The 18766-nt window shown below is 67.3% G+C and carries 14 protein-coding genes; 5 read left to right on the top strand and 9 right to left on the bottom strand.

All coding sequences use genetic code 11. From position 1 onward, the window contains the following. Nucleotides 1-65: 65 nt before the first annotated feature. The 5 genes from AB4Y68_RS07920 to AB4Y68_RS07940 form a co-directional block, all read right to left on the bottom strand. Nucleotides 66-3641, bottom strand: coding sequence for an ABC transporter permease/M1 family aminopeptidase (locus AB4Y68_RS07920; RefSeq protein WP_441454967.1), 3576 nt, complete (start codon nt 3639-3641; stop codon nt 66-68). Nucleotides 3642-3651: 10 nt separating this feature from the next. Then, the gene (locus AB4Y68_RS07925; protein ID WP_441454968.1) at nt 3652-4545 is read right to left on the bottom strand and encodes an ABC transporter ATP-binding protein; all 894 of its coding nucleotides are present in this window, start codon (nt 4543-4545) and stop codon (nt 3652-3654) included. 174 nt (nt 4546-4719) lie between these two features. Continuing rightward, nucleotides 4720-7182: a TonB-dependent receptor domain-containing protein gene (locus tag AB4Y68_RS07930; RefSeq protein ID WP_441454969.1), complete on the bottom strand. Its 2463-nt coding sequence runs from the start codon at nt 7180-7182 to the stop codon at nt 4720-4722. Further along, complete coding sequence (locus AB4Y68_RS07935; protein WP_441454970.1) at nt 7169-8140, bottom strand: FecR family protein; 972 nt, start codon at nt 8138-8140, stop codon at nt 7169-7171. Before AB4Y68_RS07935 ends, AB4Y68_RS07930 begins: the two co-directional genes overlap by 14 nt. 109 nt (nt 8141-8249) lie before the next feature. Beyond that, a complete protein-coding gene (locus AB4Y68_RS07940) occupies nt 8250-8819 on the bottom strand; it encodes an RNA polymerase sigma factor (protein ID WP_441454971.1) in 570 nt (189 codons plus the stop codon). A gap of 114 nt (nt 8820-8933) precedes the next feature. On the opposite strand from AB4Y68_RS07940, the gene AB4Y68_RS07945 reads away from it, so the two are divergent. From AB4Y68_RS07945 to AB4Y68_RS07960, 4 genes are all read left to right on the top strand, one after another. Beyond that, entirely contained in the window at nt 8934-9872 is a 939-nt protein-coding gene (locus tag AB4Y68_RS07945; protein ID WP_441454972.1) for a glucosamine inositolphosphorylceramide transferase family protein, read from the top strand. 2 nt (nt 9873-9874) lie between these two features. Then, nucleotides 9875-11035 (top strand): glycosyltransferase family 4 protein, encoded by a 1161-nt coding sequence (locus AB4Y68_RS07950; protein ID WP_441454973.1) that lies wholly within the window; start codon nt 9875-9877, stop codon nt 11033-11035. Between the two features lie 173 nt (nt 11036-11208). Continuing rightward, entirely contained in the window at nt 11209-11940 is a 732-nt protein-coding gene (locus AB4Y68_RS07955; protein ID WP_441454974.1) for a LamG-like jellyroll fold domain-containing protein, read from the top strand. A gap of 40 nt (nt 11941-11980) precedes the next feature. Beyond that, complete coding sequence (locus tag AB4Y68_RS07960; RefSeq protein ID WP_441454975.1) at nt 11981-13537, top strand: carboxylesterase/lipase family protein; 1557 nt, start codon at nt 11981-11983, stop codon at nt 13535-13537. Here AB4Y68_RS07960 and AB4Y68_RS07965 read toward each other — a convergent pair. From AB4Y68_RS07965 to AB4Y68_RS07975, 3 genes are all read right to left on the bottom strand, one after another. After that, on the bottom strand, nt 13534-14520 hold the full coding sequence (locus tag AB4Y68_RS07965) for an alpha/beta hydrolase (RefSeq protein WP_441454976.1): 987 nt from the start codon (nt 14518-14520) through the stop codon (nt 13534-13536). The two genes, AB4Y68_RS07960 and AB4Y68_RS07965, sit on opposite strands and share 4 nt — an antisense overlap. Before the next feature lie 71 nt (nt 14521-14591). Beyond that, nucleotides 14592-15806 (bottom strand): MFS transporter, encoded by a 1215-nt coding sequence (locus AB4Y68_RS07970; protein ID WP_441455013.1) that lies wholly within the window; start codon nt 15804-15806, stop codon nt 14592-14594. Nucleotides 15807-15980: 174 nt separating this feature from the next. Beyond that, the gene (locus AB4Y68_RS07975) at nt 15981-16808 is read right to left on the bottom strand and encodes a 2-keto-4-pentenoate hydratase (RefSeq protein WP_441454977.1); all 828 of its coding nucleotides are present in this window, start codon (nt 16806-16808) and stop codon (nt 15981-15983) included. Nucleotides 16809-16942: 134 nt separating this feature from the next. Between AB4Y68_RS07975 and AB4Y68_RS07980 the strand changes: the two genes are divergently transcribed. After that, nucleotides 16943-18034 (top strand): LacI family DNA-binding transcriptional regulator, encoded by a 1092-nt coding sequence (locus AB4Y68_RS07980; protein ID WP_441454978.1) that lies wholly within the window; start codon nt 16943-16945, stop codon nt 18032-18034. Between the two features lie 82 nt (nt 18035-18116). Here AB4Y68_RS07980 and AB4Y68_RS07985 read toward each other — a convergent pair whose 3' ends face one another. Continuing rightward, nucleotides 18117-18758 carry an RpiB/LacA/LacB family sugar-phosphate isomerase gene (locus tag AB4Y68_RS07985; protein WP_441454979.1) on the bottom strand — a complete coding sequence of 214 codons (642 nt, stop codon included), beginning with the start codon at nt 18756-18758 and terminating at the stop codon, nt 18117-18119. Nucleotides 18759-18766: the final 8 nt, after the last annotated feature.

Genomic DNA, 18766 nt, shown 5'->3' on the forward strand with positions numbered 1-18766 from the left:
CCGGATTAACTCGGCGTAGGGGTCCCTCTCCTCCCGCCGCACGGCGAGAAGAGAGGGTCCATGCGTCAGCCGACCGGCTTGACGTTGTCGTCCGAGTTGCGGTCGATCCAGCGGTTGTAGGGGTCGATCCCCGCAAACGCCGGCTTCTTGTCCGTGACGAAACGGAAGACCTGGGTTCCGCTGCGCAGGGGGCGACGCTCCATCAGCATGACCGACTTCTGGTCGAACGCGCCCTTGCCCGGCTCGGCCGAAAACAGACCCACGTCGAAGGTCTCGTTCAGCGGGGCCTCGGTCTCCTCGCCCTTGCCGTCGGCGTAGAGCTTGCGGGCCTCGACCGTGAGGGCGACGTCCCACTTGCCGTCGGCGCGCTTGGTCGCCGTAACCGACTTGGCCTTCAAGTCATACAGGGTGATCTTTTCGAACAGGTCGGTGATCAGGGCCTGCTTGTCCGCCGGCGCCTCGGCGCGGATGGCGTTGACCAGATCCAGCGAGCGCGGATAGGGCGCGGACTTGAAGGCGTACTGCGCCAGCACCCGACGCAGGGCGCGGTTGACCGCCTCTTCGCCGATCTGATCGCGCAGCAGGTACAGGACCAGGCCGCCTTTCTGATAGTGGATGTACTGCTGGTTCTCGACCCGCATCAGCGGCATCTCCTCCAGCCGCTCCATACCGCGCGAACGGAGGTAGCGGTCCAGTTCGTACTTGAGGAAGCGACGGATCTTGTCGGGTCCGTACAGCTTCTCCATCACCATCAGCGCCGAGTATTGCGCCAGGGATTCCGACAGCAGGGTCGAGCCCTGCTGGTTCGAACCGACCACCTGATGCGCCCACCACTGGTGGCCGACCTCGTGGGCCGTGACATAGGTGACGTAGTCGATCTTCTCCTCGTTCGAGAGGTCGGCGATGAAGCCGAGGCCTTCCGAGTAGGGCATGGTGTTGGCGAAGGCCTGGGCGAAGCTGCCATAGGCCGGGAACTCGATGATCCGGGCCTGGCGGAACTGATACGGGCTGAAGGCCGTGCCATAGTAGTCCAGCGCCGACTTCATCCCGGTCAACATCCGCTCCACGTTCCGCTCGTGGCCTTTCTGATAGTAGACGGCCAGTTCGATTGGTCCGTGCTGCGCCTTGGCCACCTGATAGTCGGCCGACTGCACCGAGAAGAAGTTCAGCACCGGGGCATCGGTGACGAAGCGGGCCGTGCGGCGGCCGTCCTTCGTCACGTCCGACACCTTGTAGCCCGGCGCGATCGGGGTCTGATCAGCGACCGTGGTCACGGTGATGTCGGCGTTCACCCAGTCGGCGCCGATGTAGTTGTGACCGCGCGCGCTTTCATCCTCCAGCTTGGCCATGCGCAGTTCAGGCGCCAGGCCGTGCTTGCGACGCTTGGCCCGGTCGGACAGCAGGCCGTCGCGCCCCATGCCGATGGTCAGGCCGAACTCGCCGTTGTTGACGAAGGTGCCGTTGTCCACGACCCGCGTGGTGTCGCCGCTGTTCTTGAAGCCGCGCTGCTCCAGCACCGTTTCAAAGGCGATGGTGCGCTTCTCGCCCGGCTGCATCGGCGTGGCGAAACGATAGATACGGTACTCGAACTCGGGCCACTCCTTGGCCAGCGTCGCGCCCTGAACATCCAGCTTCTCGATCTTCAGATCGTCGTTCCAGCGCAGGTGGACCTCGGTCAGCGGCGCCGCCGTGCGGTTCTCGATGACATAGGTCCCCTGGGTCAGCAGGCGCGGCTGATGCGGATAGAGGTCCAGCGCCAGCTTGACGTCGGTGATCGACGGCTGGGCCTGCTTTTCGTACTTCAGCAGGGTCTTCTCATAGTCGGCCGTCAGTTGTTCGCGCTGGTCGCGGGTGCGGTACTCGTTCCAGACGTTGGTGTTGATGTAGGCGTAAATCCCGAGGCCGACGAAGGCGGTCAGGGCGACGCCGCCGATCACGCCGGCTGGTCCCATCAGGCGACGCGGCAATCGCTTCAGACGCGGCATGAAGCGCGTCTCCGCACCCCGACGCCACAGACCATAGGCGATGACCAGCAGGACGATGGCGAAGGCCGACCAATAGGCCTGCATCCAGGCGGCGCGGACCACGAACTTGCCCAGGCCGTTCATGTCCGACAGCGCCATCCCCGTCCCCGCGCCATAGCGGTAGAGGACGTGATCGAAGCCCAGATTGGACAGGACGATGGTCGAGATCAGAAAGACCACCATGACGGCCCAACCGACGAACTTGTTGGGCGACAGCGACTGCACGAAGAGGGCCAGCACCGCCGTCAGCGAGAAGCCGATCGCCACGGGCGCGACGTACCAGGCCAGGTATTTGCCGATCTCGTAGGTCGTATAACCCTTGATGGTCTGGACGATCATGCCGGCCACGGTCGCAGCCAGCAGGGTCGAGACAAGCACTAGGCTCAGGGCCAGCGTCTTGGGCAGCAGGAAGGTCCAGTCAGGGGTCGCAGTGGCGTCGATGATCTCATGCGTGCGCCGCTCGCGGTCGCGCCACACCAGTTCGCCGGAATAGTAGATGGCAATAATCATGGCGATCAGGCCGAACGAGCCGCCCAGGGTCTCGATCACCACCCGCGTCACCAGGAGCACCGGCGCGCCGTAGATCTCGCCGGCGAACAGCAGGGTGGCGATGCTGAAGGCGAACCCCAGGACCAGCATGACGAAATAGGCCGGGCTCTTGAACACCGCCTTCATCTCGAAGCCGGTGCGCGAGACCAGTTGCGCCAGCCCCGCCTTGAAGCCGTAGGACGGCGACGCCAGAGGCGCGACGGGGGCCGCGGTCTCGACGGAGGCTTCGGCCAGCGCCTTCAGCTTCTCTTGCTTGCGCAACTTGGACCCGCGCGGCGACGGGCGATACAGGGGGAAGGCGGCGGCCAGGAAGGTCAGGCTGATCCCCAGCCACAGCAGCTTGTTGCCCAGCAGGATGCCGGTCAGCGGCGCATTGATCGTGTTCCGCTCGGCCGCCGTCCAGTACCGGGTCGTCAGGTCGTAGGCGCCGGCGCCGAAGGGCTCCAGCCAGGCGACCAGCGTCTCCAGCTCAGGCTTGGAGCCGAACACCGTGGTCGTGGTCATGTAGAGGATGAAGAGCCCGACGACGCCGACATAGGTCGCCATCATCGAACGCGTTACCGTGGCCAACGTAAAGAAGACGGCCGAACTGAACAGCAGTCCCGGCAAGCCCATGACCACAAAGCTGTAGAGGTAGTCCAGCGGACGGAAGGGGCCGACCGTCTCCTTGTCCACCCACGGCATCAGCGTGCCAATCAGGATGCCCAGCGCCACGCTCAGGAAGGCCAGGGCCACGACGCCGAAGGCGCCGAGGAAGCGGCCGTAGAGATAGTCGAACTTCGACAACCGGCTGGACTGGATCATGGGACCGAAGCCCGTCGTGGCGTCACGCACCACGACATTGGCGACGATGGCGGTCGTCGCCAGCATGAAGAACAGATTGAAGATCAGATGCGCCTGAGCGATCGCAAAGGGCGCGTTCTTCAGGACGTTGCCGCCCGTGCCCAGGCTGACGTTCGGACTGGCGACCAGGCCGAAACTCAGCAGGAAGAACAGGATGGAGATGACCCAGAAGGCGGGCTGGCGAAGCTGATAGCGGAACTCGAAGGCCGCGACTTTCCCAAACATGCTGCGGGCCTCAGGCGGCTTGAGCGGCGGCGGGACGGCGCGAGGCGGCCAGCGTCGAGAAATAGACGTCCTCCAGACCGCCCGAGGCCGGCTCGAAGCCTTCGCCCGGCTTGGCGTCGGCCAGGACGTGGATCACGGTCTGCCCGGCGAACAGGCGCGTCGAGATGACCTCGAACCGGGCGCGATGCTCGGGCAGCGCCTCCTTGGCGATCGACTTCTTCCAGACGCGACCGGCCAGTTGCTTCATCAGCTCCAGCGGCGCGCCTTCCAGCTGAATCCTGCCGCCCGCCAGCACCGCCATGCGCGGGCAGAGGTCGGCCACGTCCTCGACGATGTGGGTCGACAGGATGACCACCACGTTCTCGCCTATCTCGGCCAGCAGGTTGAGGAAGCGGTTGCGCTCCTCCGGGTCCAGACCCGCCGTCGGCTCGTCGACGATGATCAGACGGGGGTTGCCGATCAGGGCCTGGGCGATGCCGAAACGCTGGCGCATCCCGCCCGAGAACCCGGCCAGCGCCTTCTTGCGGACGGTCCACAGATTGACCTGGTTTAGCAGGGCCTCGACCGTCTGCTTGCGCTCCTTGGCCCCGGCGATCCCTTTCAGCACCGCCATATGGTCCAGCATGTCGTAGGCCGAGACGCGCGGATAGACCCCGAAGTCCTGGGGCAGGTACCCCAGCGTGCGGCGCAGCAGTTCCGGCTGGCGGATCACGTCGATGTCGCCGAAGCGGATCTCGCCCGAGGTCGGGCTTTGCAGGGTGGCGATCGTCCGCATCAGCGTCGACTTGCCCGCCCCGTTCGGACCCAGCAGGCCGAACATCCCGGTCGGGATCGTCAGGCTGACGTCGTCCAGCGCCCGTGTGCCGTTGCCATAGACGTGCACGAGATTGTTGATCGTCAGCATGAAGCGCCCCCACAGTGTCAAAGAGACTTCACATTGAAGGATTCATCGTCCGCGCTTCAAGTTAAAGATCAGACAGAAACGCCGAACGACGATATCGGACGACCCGCCGTGAAGGCGAGCCGCCCTCCCCCAGTCTTCCGTCCCTTCCGACCATGAGGCCCGGCCTGCAGACGCCTATTCGGCGAACCATTTCAACGTGATTCCAGCCGTCAGCGGCCGCAGCGGCGTACTGGCCAGGGCCTCGGGCAATCGGAACGGATCGCCGAACGAAAAGGTGTTCGCCTCGGTGTCGAACGGGTTGTCGACGAAGGCCGTGACGGCCCAGCGCTCGGCTTCAAATCCGGCGGACACGCGCCCCGTCACATAGTCGCCCATGCGGTTGCGTTTCTCCGCGTCGAAGGTCAGACGCGAGGGGCCGACATAGGCCAGATGCCCCTCGGCGAAGACGCCGATGTCGCGCCAGATCGGGCGACGATAGACGGCCGTGAGGTTGGCGGACGTCTTGGGCACGCCCGGCAGACCAGCGTCGCCCCGCGAGTTGAAACTGGCGCTCGGACGGGTGATTTCCGGATTCGCGAACAGCGCATTGGCGCGGATCTCCAGCCCTTCCGTAGGACGCCAGGCCGTTTCGAATTCCAGTCCCCTGTTGGCCCCGTCGCCAACATTGACGACATAGGCCAGACCGCTGGGCAGGAACTGGTCGCTTTGCATGTCGCGCCAACGCGCCATGTAGATCGCAACCCGCGTGTGGAGACGGCCCTCCCACAGCGTCGCCTTGGCCCCGGCTTCGTAGTTCCACAGGGTGTCGGCGCGGTATTCGCGCGCCGGAACGCCGACCGCCCCGGAGAAGGTCTGTGAAAGCGGCCCCGCCGTGTTGAAGCCGCCGGTCCGGTGGCCCTGGCTGACCTGGACATACATGTTCAGCGCGTCGTCGACACGATAGGCTAGGGCCAGCTTGGGCGACAGGCCCGACGCATCGGCCGCCCCCCGGAAGAAACGGCTTTCCTCCTGCTGGACCACGTCGGAAACGGTTTCGCGGCGCGAGCGATGGTAGCGGGCGCCGCCCACCAGGGTCAGATCCGGCGTGAGCTCCAGCGACGCCTCGCCGAACACGGCGACCTCGTTCATCTGGTCGTCGCGGTCCTCGGCGTAGACTACCGCGCGAACCGGCCGCAGCGCCGACATGGTCGTGTTCGACACCGTCGAGTTTACGGAGAAGAAGCCGCCGGCCAGCCAGCGCAGCCGCTCGGTATCCGGCGACGACAGGGTCGCCTCGCCCACGACCAGTCCGATGTCCCGGCCCTCGTCCAGCGCCCCGACCCGCGCCCCCGAGCCGAAGGCGCGAAGCGCGGACGAGGCGTCATAGCGGCTTTGGAACCTGTGGCTCACCGCTGCGATCGACGCGTCCAGCCGCCCCCAGTCGCCTTCGCCGGAGAGGGTCGCATAGGCTTCGCTGAAATCGTTGGCGTGGGGCTCGCGCACCAGGTTGGCCCGACGCAGCCCGCCCAGCACGCGGTAGACATAGTGGGTGTCTTCGGTGTCGATCGACTGATGAACTACGCCGGCGGTCAGGGACCAGTCGTCGCTCAACCGGGCCGTCGCCGCGAGACGACCGCCCCGCCGCGAGCCGTCGTTCACCCGGTGCAGGTTCAGGCTGACGTCGTTGATATAGCCGCTGTAGGTCTCCTGGTAGAGCGATCCCCTGACCCCCGCCCGGCCGCCGAAAAGAGGCAGGTTGCCGGTGACGGCGTAATCGCTGTTATCGCCGCCGGAGCGGGTGTGCGACTGGGTCAACGACAGGTCCAGAGCGTACCGGTCCAGGTCGGGGCGGTGGGTGATGGTGCGGACCACGCCGCCGATCGGACCGGTCCCGTAGAGCGTGCCCTGGGGCCCCCGCAGGATTTCGACGCGGTCGACGTCGATCAGTTTCAGGTCCGGGTCGGGCGCATTGTAGGTGATGGGGACGAAGTCCAGATACAGCGCCACCGTCGACTGGGTCAGACCGGTGAAGGCGCCGTCAGACATCCCGCGCAGCAGGATCTTGTTGCGACCCGAGCCCAGGTTGGTCACGGTCATCCCGGCCACCAGATACTTGATATCGTTCAGGTCCTGGACGCTGCCGCCGCTGATCTGGCTGGCCGAGATCGCCGTGACGGCCGTCGGCGCGCGTTGGGGTGCTTCAGGACGGCGCCCCGCGGTCACGATGACGTCGCTCACCTGCACGGCCTCCGGCGCAGGCGCCTCGGCTACGCGGTGCGGCGCGGGCGGAGTTGCGGCGGGCGTCGCCGGCGGGAGGCGGCGGATCAGCACGGCGCCGTCCCTGCGGATCACATGACGGCAGCCCGATCCGGCCAGCAGCCGGGTCAAGGCCGCATCGAGCTCCATACGGCCGTCCAGGGCGGGCGCGCTTCCCCGACAGGCCGTGATATCGCCGCCGAGCGAAGTCCGCGTCTGCAGGGCCAGGTCCAGAAGCGCGGCCTCGACCCTTTGGCGAGGAATGTGGAGGTCATAGGCGCGCGCCTGCCCCGCCTCTGCCTTAGGCGGAGAGGCCAGGGACGCCAGGGCGATGATCAGAAACGGCCCGAAGGCCGGGCGGACATCCCTCTGACGGCGGCGGCGAAAGTCAGCTCGCTTCACGCGCGGCCATACGCACTTCGTTCGGCGTTCGGGCTACGGCTATCGGGACGAAGTCCTGCAACTGGCCGAGCATCCCGGCCTCATCGCCGACTTGCAGGGCGCCGGTGAAATGCAGGGATCGAGCCGACGGCGCCACGGTGACCGGCTTGTCGAAATAGCGCGACAGGTCGTCCGCGACGGTCGTCAGCGCGGCGTCGCGATAGATCAGAATCCCCTGACGCCAGGTCGAGGCATCGCCGGGATCGACGCGGGACCGGACCGGGTCAGCCGCCCCGATCTGATCGATTTTCTGACCGGCGGTCAGCCGTACGGCTTTCCGATCCGTCGTCGAGGAGACGGCGACCACGCCCCGGTCCACGCTGACCGCGAACCGATCGTCGTGGTTCAGCACGTTGAAGGCGGTGCCCAGGACGCGGACGTCGTGATGCCCCGCCGAGATCACAAAGGGGCGGGCCGGGTCGTGGGCGACGTCAAACGCGGCCTCGCCGTCGGCCAGGGTCACCGACCGTTCGTTGCGGGCCATGCGGACGCTCAGTTCCGAACGCCGGTTCATGTGAATGACGGAGCCGTCCGCGAGCGTCAGGGTCCGGGGCGCCGTCTCTGTGCGATAGACCTGGGCCGCGGGCGTCTGGTCCAGCAGCGGCCACAGACCGACCGTCAGGACGACGACAGCCGCCGCCGCGACCGACGGAAACAGCCATGGACGCCGGGCGAAACGCCGTTGGACCGGTTGCGCCGCATCAAGCGGAACGGGCGCGTCGTCATTGGCGGCGTCCGCGCCGACGCCCGGTTCCAGATCGACCCACATCCGCTCCAGCGCGTCATAGGCGTGGCGATGCGCGTCATCGCCCTCGAGCCAGTCCTGAAATGCAAGCCAGTCAGACTCGAGGGCGTCGTCGTCTCTGAGGCGGGCGAACCAATGGAGCGCCTGATCATGCGTGGAGGGCAGCAGAGTCATGCGTTCGGAACCCCGACCCCCGCCGGACGGCCCGGCCTCAGATGTCTAGACGGCGCCGAAGGCCGTTCACCTCCACGACCATCGTTCCAAGGCGCGTGATAACGACCGCTCATCGCTGAACCCTCGCCGACAGGACCCGCAAGGCGTCCATCATGTGCTTCTCCACGGAGCTGCGCGAGATCTCCAGGCGGGCGGCGACCTCCGCGTAGCTGAGGCCGTCGAACTTGTGCAGGCGAAAGACCGTCTGGGTCTTCGGCGGAAGATGGGTCAGGGCGGCCATCAGCGCCGCCAGCCGCTCTCGTCCCGCGACCACGGCCTCGGCGGATGGGGCGTCGGCCATATCCTCGCCGCCGCCGGTCGCATGGTTGGCCAGACGCCAGGCCCCGTCTCGCGCCGCCGACGACCGGCCGGAACGCCAGCGATCCATCATGAGATTGGAAGCCAGGCGATACAGGAAGGCGCGGCAGTCGCGTACCTCCATCGCCGAATCCAGTCCGGCCACCTTGAGATACAGGTCCTGCATCAGATCCTCGATCTCGCCCGAGGGGCCCAGCCGGGCGCGGAAAAGCCGCGCCAACGCCTCTTTCTGCTCAAAATAGGTCACGACCAGCCGATGCCCTGTCGGACAGGCCGGAGCGCCGCTGGCGCAAGGATCGGCATGGCCGCCGCCTGAAATCATGTGCCGAGGATTCACCACAGAAATGACTAATGCCGCACATTTTCCCTGAGGCAAGACGGTAACGGCGCCGTCTTCCCCATGAGGCCGGTGTCATGCGGCCGGTGGGGCGTCGCAATGTACGATATTTGGCGGGTCGGTTTCGTTCGGCGTTCGCAGGCCAGCGTGCTGGACCGCGGCGGCGTGACGCCCGGCGAGGCGACCTGGCTTCCGCCCTGCGAGTCGACCTTTCAGTTCATCGCCGATCCGTTCGGCATCCAGCGCGACGGCCTTCTGACGATCTTCGTCGAGGCGTTCGACTACCGCGTCCGGCGCGGCGAAATTCACTACTACCAGTACGATCTCGACGACCGTCTGGTGGACCGGGGCGTGGCCCTGGCGGAGCCGTTCCACCTCTCCTATCCCAGCCTGATCGAGGACGACGGCGAGCTCTACATGCTGCCCGAGGGCTACAAGAGCGGGGCCCTGACGCTCTATCGCTGCGTCCGCTTCCCGGACCAGTGGGAGCCGGTCGAACGGTTGCTCGACGCGCCGGCGATCGACGCGACCGTGGTTCAGCACGGCGGACGGTGGTGGATGTTCTACGCCCTGCCCGGCCCCGACGACCGCGCCATGCGCGAACTGCACGTCGCCTGGGCCGACGCCCTGAAGGGCCCCTGGACGCCGCACCCGTCATCGCCGGTGCTGAACGGCTTCGAAACGTCGCGCCCGGGCGGAACGGCCTTCGAACATGACGGGGCGCTGCATCTGCCCGTGCAGGATTGCTCCGCCACCTACGGCGCGGCCGTCGAGGTGCTGCGCATCGACGAACTGACGCCGCAGCGGTTCAGCGCCAGCCGGGCGGCCCGTCTGGCTCCCGAAGGACTGCTGCCGGACCACGGCGACGGACTGCATACCTTTTCCGGCGCCGGCGACGTGACCTTCATCGACGTGAAGGGCATCCGCCGCTCGCCCGCTGAAGGCTGGATACGGACCCAGTTCAAGGTTCGCCGTCTGCTGGGCCTGAACGGGCCGCGCGCGCCGCAAACATCCCCCGCCGTCCTGGAGGTCGCTTGACCATGCGTATCGCCGTCGTCATGCCCCGCGGCTGCGTGATGTGCCGTGACAAGGCCAACTCCATGGAGACGGTCGTGCGGACCCTGTCCGAGTCGAGTCGCCTCCAGGGCGCGATCAAGATCATCTGCGACGCGGGCGCCGAGGTTCCCGCCGCCTTCGATCTGCTCACCGTGCCGGCCGGCCTGAGCAAGACCGCGCGCGCCGACGCGGTGGCGGCGATCCTGCGGGACTATGATCCGGACTATGTCGAATATCATCAGCAACTCGAATCCTCAGCGAGCCTGGCCCGCCGGTTTCCCGGCAAGACCCACGTCCTGTATCGACACACCCGGATGAAGCCGTCGCGCGGCCTGATCAACCGCCTGCGCTACGCCGCGCGGCTGCGGCGGTTCAATCGGCTGGTCTTCGTCAGTCAGGCCGCCCATGCCGAATTCGCGGTCGACTATCCCGCCTTCTCCGATCGCGTCTCGGTGGTGTGCAATCCGATCGACGTCGAGACCTGGCGCGCGGACCCCGGCCAGCGCGAAAAGCTGATCCTGTTTTCGGGCCGAGCCATGCAGGAGAAGGGCCTGGCTCATTTCTGCGAAGCGCTGGCGTCCGTTCTGGACCAGCGGCCCGATTGGCGCGGCGCTCTGATGCTCGGCGACTGGGAGCGCCACGAAACCTGGGCCCGACCCCACATCGAGACCCTGGCGCGCTTCGGCGACCGGGTGGAGATTCATCGCTCGGCCTCGCTCCCCGAGGTCATGGCGATGACGAAACGGGCCGCGATCGCGGTGACGCCCTCCCTGGTCGCGGAGGCGATGGGCCTGACCGCCCTGGAAGCCCATGCGGCGGGCGCCGCGCTGATTTCATCCGGTCGAGGCGGGCTGCGCGAAGCCAGCGGACCGCACGCCGTCTATGTCGACCCGCCCCGCGGTCCGGCCCTGGCCGCCGCCATGTCGGCCTTGATCGACGACCCCGAGCGTCGTGTGGCGATGGCCCGCGCCGGACAGGATTTCGTCGCGAGGGTCCACGCGCCCGAGATCCGCGCAAGGCAACTCGACGACTTGCGGGACGACCTGACGGTCGCCGCCAGGCAGGAACGCGCTCTGACCGGTCGATCCGCCAAACCGCGAAACTCCGGCATGGTCTGGGCTCGGCGCGCCTCCGTAGGGGGGTAATAGTCGCCCGCCCGGCGCGGAGGAACCGCATTTCCTTTCGCTCTTGGATCAGAGCGGTCGCGCCTGCGGCTTGACGGCGCCCACGATTGCTTCTCAGCATAGCGATCGCGGGGGCGCGGGGCGTCTCGACGGGGGGCCGTCCTCTCAACCGCCGCTGTCAGGGGATCAGGTCAATGTCGAACGCCTTCAACGAGACGGGGATGATGGACCGGCGCGCGGCCCTGGCCGGCGGTCTGGCGCTGGCGACCGCCGGTTGCAGTTCCCTGCCCCGAGGCGGCGCGACGGCGTCCCGGGCGGACGTCTGGACCTTCGACCGGCTGTCGGCCATAGGCGGCCACGCCACCACGGTGGAAGGCGCTCCGCAACTGACGGATTCGCCCTTCGGCCGCGCCGTCCAGTTCGACGGCGTCGACGACGCCCTGTTCATCGACAACCACCCTCTGGCCGGCGCCGAACGCTTCACGTTCGAAGCCCTGTTCCGCCCCGACGGCGGGGCGCATGAGCAACGCTGGTTCCACCTTCAGGAAGCGCCGCCCGCGACCGGCGCCGAACAATGGCCCGGCACCCGGTTCCTGTTCGAGATCCGGGTCTATGGTCGCCAATGGTGCCTGGACGCCTTCACCAAGGGGCCGGGCTACAACGTCACCCTGATTTTCCCGGACAAGCTCCACCCCGTCGGCGAGTGGGCCCATGTCGCCCAGACCTACGACGGACATATGTATCGCAGCTACGTCGACGGCGTGCTGCAGGGCGAGGCCCCGCTGGCGTTCCAGCCCCAGGGCCCGGGGGCATCGTCGATCGGATGCCGCTTCAATCGCCTGAACTATTTCAACGGCGCCGTGCGCGCGGCGGCCTTCTCGCATCAGGCGCTGGAACCCCGGTCGTTTTCGTTGTTGAAGTCATGACACCGGTTTCTTTCGGTTTTGCGCCAACCACGAGACTCTCATGCTGACACGCCGATCCGCCGTCCTCGCGGGCCTGGTCGCCGCCGCCATCCCTAAGCCGGGCCTGACGCGTCCAGCCTCGGCCCCGCGCGTGACGACGACCGCCGGCCCGGTTGTCGGTCGGCGCCAAGACGGGATCAGCGTCTTCAAGGGCGTCCGCTACGGCGCGCCGACGCAGCGCTTCCAGCCGCCCGAGCCGCCGACGCCGTGGCGCGATCCGGCCCCCGCCTTCGACTATGGCGCCGCCAGCCCCCAGCGGGGCGATGAACCGAACCAGAGCGAAGACTGCCTCTTCCTCAACGTCTGGACGCCGGGCCTCGACGCGGGACGTCGCCCGGTCATGGTCTATATCCACGGCGGCGCCTATTCGTCGGGATCGGGGTCTGATCCCCTCTATGACGGGACACGTCTGTCCACGCGCGGCGACGTGGTGGTGGTGACGCTGAACCACCGGCTGAACGCCCTGGGCTACGCCTATCTGGCGCGGCTGACGCCGGGGTTCGAGGACTCGGGCAACGTCGGCCAGTTGGATCTGATCCTGGCCCTGCGCTGGGTGCGCGACAATATCGCGGCCTTCGGCGGCGATCCCGACCGCGTCATGCTGTTCGGCCAGTCGGGCGGCGGGGCCAAGACCGCCACCCTGATGGCCATGCCCGCCGCGAAAGGCCTGTTCCACCGCGCCGCCACCATGAGCGGCCAGCAGGTCACGGCCTCCGGCCCCGTCAACGCCACGACGCGGGCGACCGCCTGGCTGAAGGCGATGGGCCTGACGCCGGATCGCGCCGCCGAAGCCGTAACCCTGCCCGTCGAACGGCTGCTGGAAGCGCAGACGGTCGAGGACCCGATCCTCGGCTATGGCGGGCTCTATTTCGGGCCGGTGCTGGATTTCCGCAGCCTGCCCCGCCACCCCTTCTATCCCGACGCGGCGCCGCAGAGCCTGAGCATTCCGATGATCATCGGCAATGCGCGCGAGGAAACCCTGGGCTTCATGGGCGACGATCCGCGCAACCTCGGCCTGACGTGGGAGACGCTGGCCACGCGCCTGACGCCCGGCGTCATGCGCATCGACATCACGCCGGAAGCCGTCATCGACGGCTATCGCCGGATGCACCCCGACTGGTCGCCGGATCAGGTCCTGATCGCCGCCACCACCGCCGGACGATCCTGGCGCGGCGCGGTGATCGAGGCCGAGGAAAGGGCCAAGGCGGACGCCCCCGCCTGGGTCTATCAACTGGACTTCCCCGGCACGACCGCGTCAGGCCGCCAGGGAGCCTTCCACACCGCCGACATTCCCCTGGTGTTCGATAACGTGAACGCCGCCGGATCGCGCACCAACGGGCCGGGCGCGCAAGCCGTCGCCGACCGGATGAGCGACGCCTTCATCGCCCTTGCCCGCCACGGCGATCCCAACCATGCGGGCCTGCCGCGCTGGGATCGCTATGAGCTGCCGATGCGCCAGACCCTGCTGTTCGACGTGAACCCAAGGATGGCCCACGACCCGCGCGGCGACGAGCGGGCCTTCTTCTCGGCCATCCCCTACATCCAGCCGGGGACCTAGAGGGGGAAGTCCAGACGGGCGGCCCAGGCGCGCGCCAGTTCGGGCCAGACCTGAGCCGGCCGCCCCTGGATCAGACGCACGCCGAAGCCGTGCCCGCCCTCCTGGAACAGATGGGCCTCGACCTTTACCGACGCCGCCTTCAGCGTGGTGAGCAGTTGCAGGCTGTTCTCGACCGGGACCGAGGCGTCGTCCATCGCGTGCAGCAGGAAGACCGGCGCCGCCCCGGTCCAGTTCATCCGCTCCAGCGAATAGGCGGCGACCTGCTCGACCGAGGGCGAAGCCCCCAGCAGGTGGTCGCGCGAACCGGCGTGCGCATGGGGATCGGCCATGGTCGCCACCGGATACATCAACACCGTCAGATCGGGCCGCAGCGACACCTCGTCCGCCGCATCGACCGGCGCATAGGCCCCGTCCGTCCGCGCGCTGGCCAGCCCGGCCAGATGCCCGCCCGCCGAAGCGCCCAGCACCGCGATCCGGTCGGGCCGGACGCCGAACTCGGCCGCCCGGCTGCGGATCAGGCGGATCGCCCTCTGCGCGTCCTGCAAGGGCGCGTCCGGCCCCGCCGCCCATCCGTCAGCCGGCAGGCGATAGCGCAGGACGAAACAAGTCGTGCCGCTGGCGGCGAAGACCCGCGCCACGTCGAAGCCCTCCTTGTCCAGCACCGACCAGCGATAGCCGCCGCCGGGGATCAGCAGCATGGCCGAGCCGTTCGGGCGCTCGGGCCGCATCACCGTCATGATCGGATCGGTCGTGTATTGGGCGTAACGATCGCGATAGGCGGGATCGGTCGACCGCTCGGGCACGATGGGAACCACCGTCACCCCCTCGCCGCCCGGCGCGCCGTTCGGCCACAGCCGGACCATCTCGGTCGGATCGGGCGGCGCCACGGTCTGCACCCGCACCGCCGATGCTGCGGGCAGACCCGCCGCCAGAGCCGGGGCCGCCGCCCCCATGATCAGCAAACCGCGTCGGTTCACGTCCATTCCCGCCTCCTGCTGGAATTGAAGAAGGGCGCCCGCCCCCTCGGACGAGCGCCCTTCGCGGCCTCAGGTCATCAGACCTTGGCCAACTCGTATCTCGGCGAGATCAGGTGGATGACCAACAGGGCCACCAGATAGGCCGAACCCGCGACCACGAAGATCGGGGTGTAGGTGCCGATCTTGTCCAGCACGAAGCCGGCGTACTTGGCCATGATCATGCCGCCGATGCCGCCCAGCATGCCGCCGATGCCGACGACCGAGCCCACCGCCGAACGCGGGAAGACGTCGCCGGGGAAGGCGTAGAGGTTGGCCGAGAAGCCCTGGTGGGCCGCCGTGGCCAGGCCGATGATCAGCACCGCCAGCCAGACGTTGGAGGCGAAGGCGGCGAAAGCCACCGGCATGGCGCACAGGGCGCAGATCAGCATGGTGGTCTTGCGGGCCCGGTTCAGGCTCATGCCCCGGTGCATCAGCCGCGACGACAGCCAGCCGCCGCCGACCGAACCGACATCCGACATCAGATAGATGGCCACCAGCGGCGGGCCGAAGGTCTTGAGGTCCAGGCCGTAACGTTTGCCCAGGAAGTCGGGCAGCCAGAACAGGAACATCCACCAGATCGGATCGATCAGGAACTTGCCGCCCGCATAGGCCCAGGTCTCCTTGACCGTCAGCAGCTTCTTCCAGCCGATCTTCTCGGCCGGATCGGCCGGGTCCTGCTCGATCCAGGCCAGTTCGGCCGCCGTGACCTTCTTCTGCTCACGCGGACGGCGATAGACCAGCAGCCAGATCGGCAGCCAGACCAGACCCATCAGGCCGGTGATGACGAAGGTCATCTGCCAGCCGAAGGTCAGCACCAGGAAGGGCACCAGCAACGGGGTGACGATGGCGCCGATATTGGTGCCGGCGTTGAACAGGCCGGTCGCCAGGGCGCGTTCCTTCTTGGGGAACCACTCGGCCACGGCCTTGATGCCGCCGGGGAAGCCGCCGGCCTCGCCGACGCCCAGAACCACGCGCGCCATGATGAAGTGCGACAGGTCGCGCGCCGCGCCGTGCATCATGTGGCCGATCTGCCAGATGAAGAAGGCGGCGCCGAAGCCCCAGCGCGCGCCGACCTTGTCCATGATCCGGCCGAAGCACAGATAGGCCACGGCGTAGGAGGCCTGGAACCAGAAGACGATGTCGGCATAGTCCGTCTCGGACCAGCCGAACTCCGCCGACAGGGTCGGCTTCAGCACGCCGATCATCTGCCGATCGACGTAGTTGATGACCATGGCCGCGAACAGCAGCCACATGATCAGCCAGCGGTATTTGCCTTGCGGGGGGGCCAATACGGTGATCGGCGCCCTCTCGTCAGGTGCGGCGGTCGAAGCGTCTCTCATGATGCGAACCCATTCCCTTGATTTCCTCGGCGCGCCCCGTCTTCTTGGCCGCTCTGAACGGCGGACGGGTTCGCGCTGTATTGATGACTAGCCCGGCGATTGCTGCGGCGCAGCCTTCACCACCGTGCAGCGGATTTCTCCCACGCCTTCGAAAACGCACGTCGATTGGCTGCCGGCATAGACGCGATGAACGCCGGTCACGGCGCCGGTCGACACCAGGGTCCCCGCCGTCAGCGGACGGCCCCAGCGGGCGCAGTGCTCCAGCAGGAAGCGCACCGATTCCAGCGCGCCGCCGGCCAAGGAGGTCGAGCCGCCCCGACCGACGCTGACCCCGTCGATGACGGTCTCGACCTGAATCGCGTCCAGCCGGTCGCGCCAGTCGGTCAACTCCGGCCCGATCACCAGGCCGCCGTTATTGCCGAAATCCGAGGCCACCACGGCCGAACCCAATTCGTTGATGGCCGACAACGGGCTGCCCGCCAGTTCCACGCCGATGAAGACGGCGTCGATCTGATCGGCCGCCTCTTCAATGGTCCAGTCGGTCTTGGCGGGATCCGTGTCGGCGCCGATGCGAGCGATGAACTCGGCCTCGACCGCCGCGAAGCCGCCCTCGATGGCGGGCAGCGGCGTCGGCGCCTCATCCGTGGACCAGACATTGCCGGCGAAGATGGCGCCGGCCAGACGGTGGATGCCCAGGGCCGGCTGCTGCGCCGGCGGCACGCCGCCCACTTTCCAGCCGACGACCCGGTCCGGGTAGAGGGCGATCGCCGCGTCCTGAATGGCGTAGGCGCGGGCCAATTGCTGGGGAAGGTCGCCCGGATAATCAGGCACGGCGCGCGCGGCGAGGCGCGCCCTCACGAAGGCCTCGGCGACGGCCCGATCCGCGCTCAGCGTGTGGTCAGGAGCCGTCGTCATGCGCGGCGCTCCGAAGGAATGGTCAGGTCGGTCAAATGACGCCCCATTGGAAAACGCCGGATAATGGGGGGCTTAGGAAACCGGTGTCAATCCGCCTTGAAAACACCCCATGGCGCGCGGCGCCCGGCGGGGCTATGCCTTATGGTCCAACACGAGCACGAGAGGGAACGCCTTTGTCGGAAGACGATTCGCGGCCGGCGAAATCGGGCAAGCGCGCCACCATCAACGACGTCGCCCGGGTGGCGGAGGTCTCCAAGAAGACCGTTTCGCGCGTCATCAACCAATCGCCCTTCGTGCGCGAGGATACGCGTGAGCGCGTCCAGGCGGCGATCGACGAACTGGGCTTCATTCCGGATCCGCAGGCGCGCGGCCTGGCCTTCCGACGCTCCTTCCTGGTCGGCCTGATCTACGACCAGCCCAGCCCGACCTATATCGTCAACATGCAGCAGGGCGTGCTGGACTCGCTAAAGGGCTCGGGCCTTGAACTGGTGGTCCACCCCTGCAGCCGCAACTCCCCCACCCTGCTCAAGGACATCCGCGGCTTCGTCGAACGCCAGCGCCTGTTCGGCGTCATCATGCCGCCGTCGGTGTCCGAGGACGAAACGGTGATCGAACTGCTGCGAGAACTGGACTGTCCCTATGTCCGGATCGCCTCGCTGGCGCTGGACGAACCGCAGAACATGGTCGTGACCAACGACTGGATCGGCGCCGCGGAAGCCGCACGGCATCTCGCCGACCTCGGCCATCGCCGCATCGCCCTGGTGCGCGGCCTGGCCTCCTTCCGGTCGTCCGCCGTGCGCGGTCAGGGCTTTATCGACGCCCTGGCAGAACGCGGCATCGTCCTGCCGCCCGCCTATGATCGGCAAGGCGCCTATACGTTCGAATCGGGCGTCGAGGCCGGCCACGCCCTGCTGTCCCTGCCCGAACCGCCGACCGCGATCTTCACCCTGAACGACGACATGGCGCTGGGCGTGATGCAGGCGGCGCGCGAACGCGGCATGGAGTTGCCCCGCGACCTGTCGGTGGTCGGCTTCGACGACCTGCCCATGGCCGCGCGGGTCTGGCCCAATCTGACATCCGTCCGCCTGCCCATCCGCGAGATGGGTCGGATGGCGGCCGAGAAGCTGCTGGCCCCCATGCGCGGCGTCGATCCCGCCAAGCTGGAACAGCCCGAGGTCCGCCCGGCCCTGGTGGTGCGCAACTCGGCCGTGCCCTTGGGATATTGATCCGGTTTGCAACGACAAGGGCGGTCGGCGCTCATGATCCTGCGCGCCGACCGCCTGTTTCTTAAGCCGTTTCGAGCGCGGATTACGCGCTGACGACGCCCTTCAGATACTCGCGAATGCCCTCGTCGGTGGCGTTGGCGAAGAAGTATTCCTGGAACTTTTCGCCGGCCACGGTCGCCTTGAGCAGATCCTGGTCGATGGACTTCAGGACGGTCAGCATGTCGTTGCAGGTGACGGCCTTCAGATCCTTCAAGATGCCGCGGTTCTTGCGCATGATCTCGGCGCGTTCACGCGGATAGCCCAGACCCCGCTCGCCATCGAACAGCTTGCGATAGACGTCCTGAAGGTTCAACTCGGCCGCCCAGCCGAAGCCCTTGGCGTAGGGCATGGAGATGGCGTTGCCGTCGTTGATCTGGCCGAATAGGAAGGCGTCGGTGGGATCGATGACCAGGCCGCAGAAGACGCCGGGCATGGAGTTGGAGGCCAGCATGGAGCCCATGCCGGTGCCGCAGCCCGTGACGACGAAATCGGCGGCGCCCGAGTTCAGCAGGATGCCCGCCAGAAGCCCGTTCATGACGTAGGTCAGCGAAGCCTTGTCCTCTGGCGCATACATTCCATAGTGGAAGACTTGATGGCCCAGGGGTTCTGCGACGGCGGTCAGGGCGGCGTGCACCGCCTCGCTCTTCGCAGCCTGGCTGTTTTCGATGATGAGCGCGATTTTCATTGGGTTTC

It is taken from the genome of Brevundimonas sp. 2YAF1 (assembly GCF_052114745.1).
Lineage (GTDB): Bacteria > Pseudomonadota > Alphaproteobacteria > Caulobacterales > Caulobacteraceae > Brevundimonas.

Bases quoted from the DNA above. Each gene is read 5' to 3' on its own strand.
- AB4Y68_RS07920 (WP_441454967.1), bottom strand. From the start codon at position 3,641: ATGTTTGGGAAAGTCGCGGCCTTCGAGTTCCGCTATCAGCTTCGCCAG.
- AB4Y68_RS07925 (WP_441454968.1), bottom strand. From the start codon at position 4,545: ATGCTGACGATCAACAATCTCGTGCACGTCTATGGCAACGGCACACGG.
- AB4Y68_RS07935 (WP_441454970.1), bottom strand. From the start codon at position 8,140: ATGACTCTGCTGCCCTCCACGCATGATCAGGCGCTCCATTGGTTCGCC.
- AB4Y68_RS07940 (WP_441454971.1), bottom strand. From the start codon at position 8,819: ATGATTTCAGGCGGCGGCCATGCCGATCCTTGCGCCAGCGGCGCTCCG.
- AB4Y68_RS07945 (WP_441454972.1), top strand. From the start codon at position 8,934: ATGTACGATATTTGGCGGGTCGGTTTCGTTCGGCGTTCGCAGGCCAGC.
- AB4Y68_RS07950 (WP_441454973.1), top strand. From the start codon at position 9,875: ATGCGTATCGCCGTCGTCATGCCCCGCGGCTGCGTGATGTGCCGTGAC.
- AB4Y68_RS07955 (WP_441454974.1), top strand. From the start codon at position 11,209: ATGTCGAACGCCTTCAACGAGACGGGGATGATGGACCGGCGCGCGGCC.
- AB4Y68_RS07960 (WP_441454975.1), top strand. From the start codon at position 11,981: ATGCTGACACGCCGATCCGCCGTCCTCGCGGGCCTGGTCGCCGCCGCC.
- AB4Y68_RS07965 (WP_441454976.1), bottom strand. From the start codon at position 14,520: ATGGACGTGAACCGACGCGGTTTGCTGATCATGGGGGCGGCGGCCCCG.
- AB4Y68_RS07970 (WP_441455013.1), bottom strand. From the start codon at position 15,806: ATGTGGCTGCTGTTCGCGGCCATGGTCATCAACTACGTCGATCGGCAG.
- AB4Y68_RS07975 (WP_441454977.1), bottom strand. From the start codon at position 16,808: ATGACGACGGCTCCTGACCACACGCTGAGCGCGGATCGGGCCGTCGCC.
- AB4Y68_RS07980 (WP_441454978.1), top strand. From the start codon at position 16,943: ATGCCTTATGGTCCAACACGAGCACGAGAGGGAACGCCTTTGTCGGAA.
- AB4Y68_RS07985 (WP_441454979.1), bottom strand. From the start codon at position 18,758: ATGAAAATCGCGCTCATCATCGAAAACAGCCAGGCTGCGAAGAGCGAG.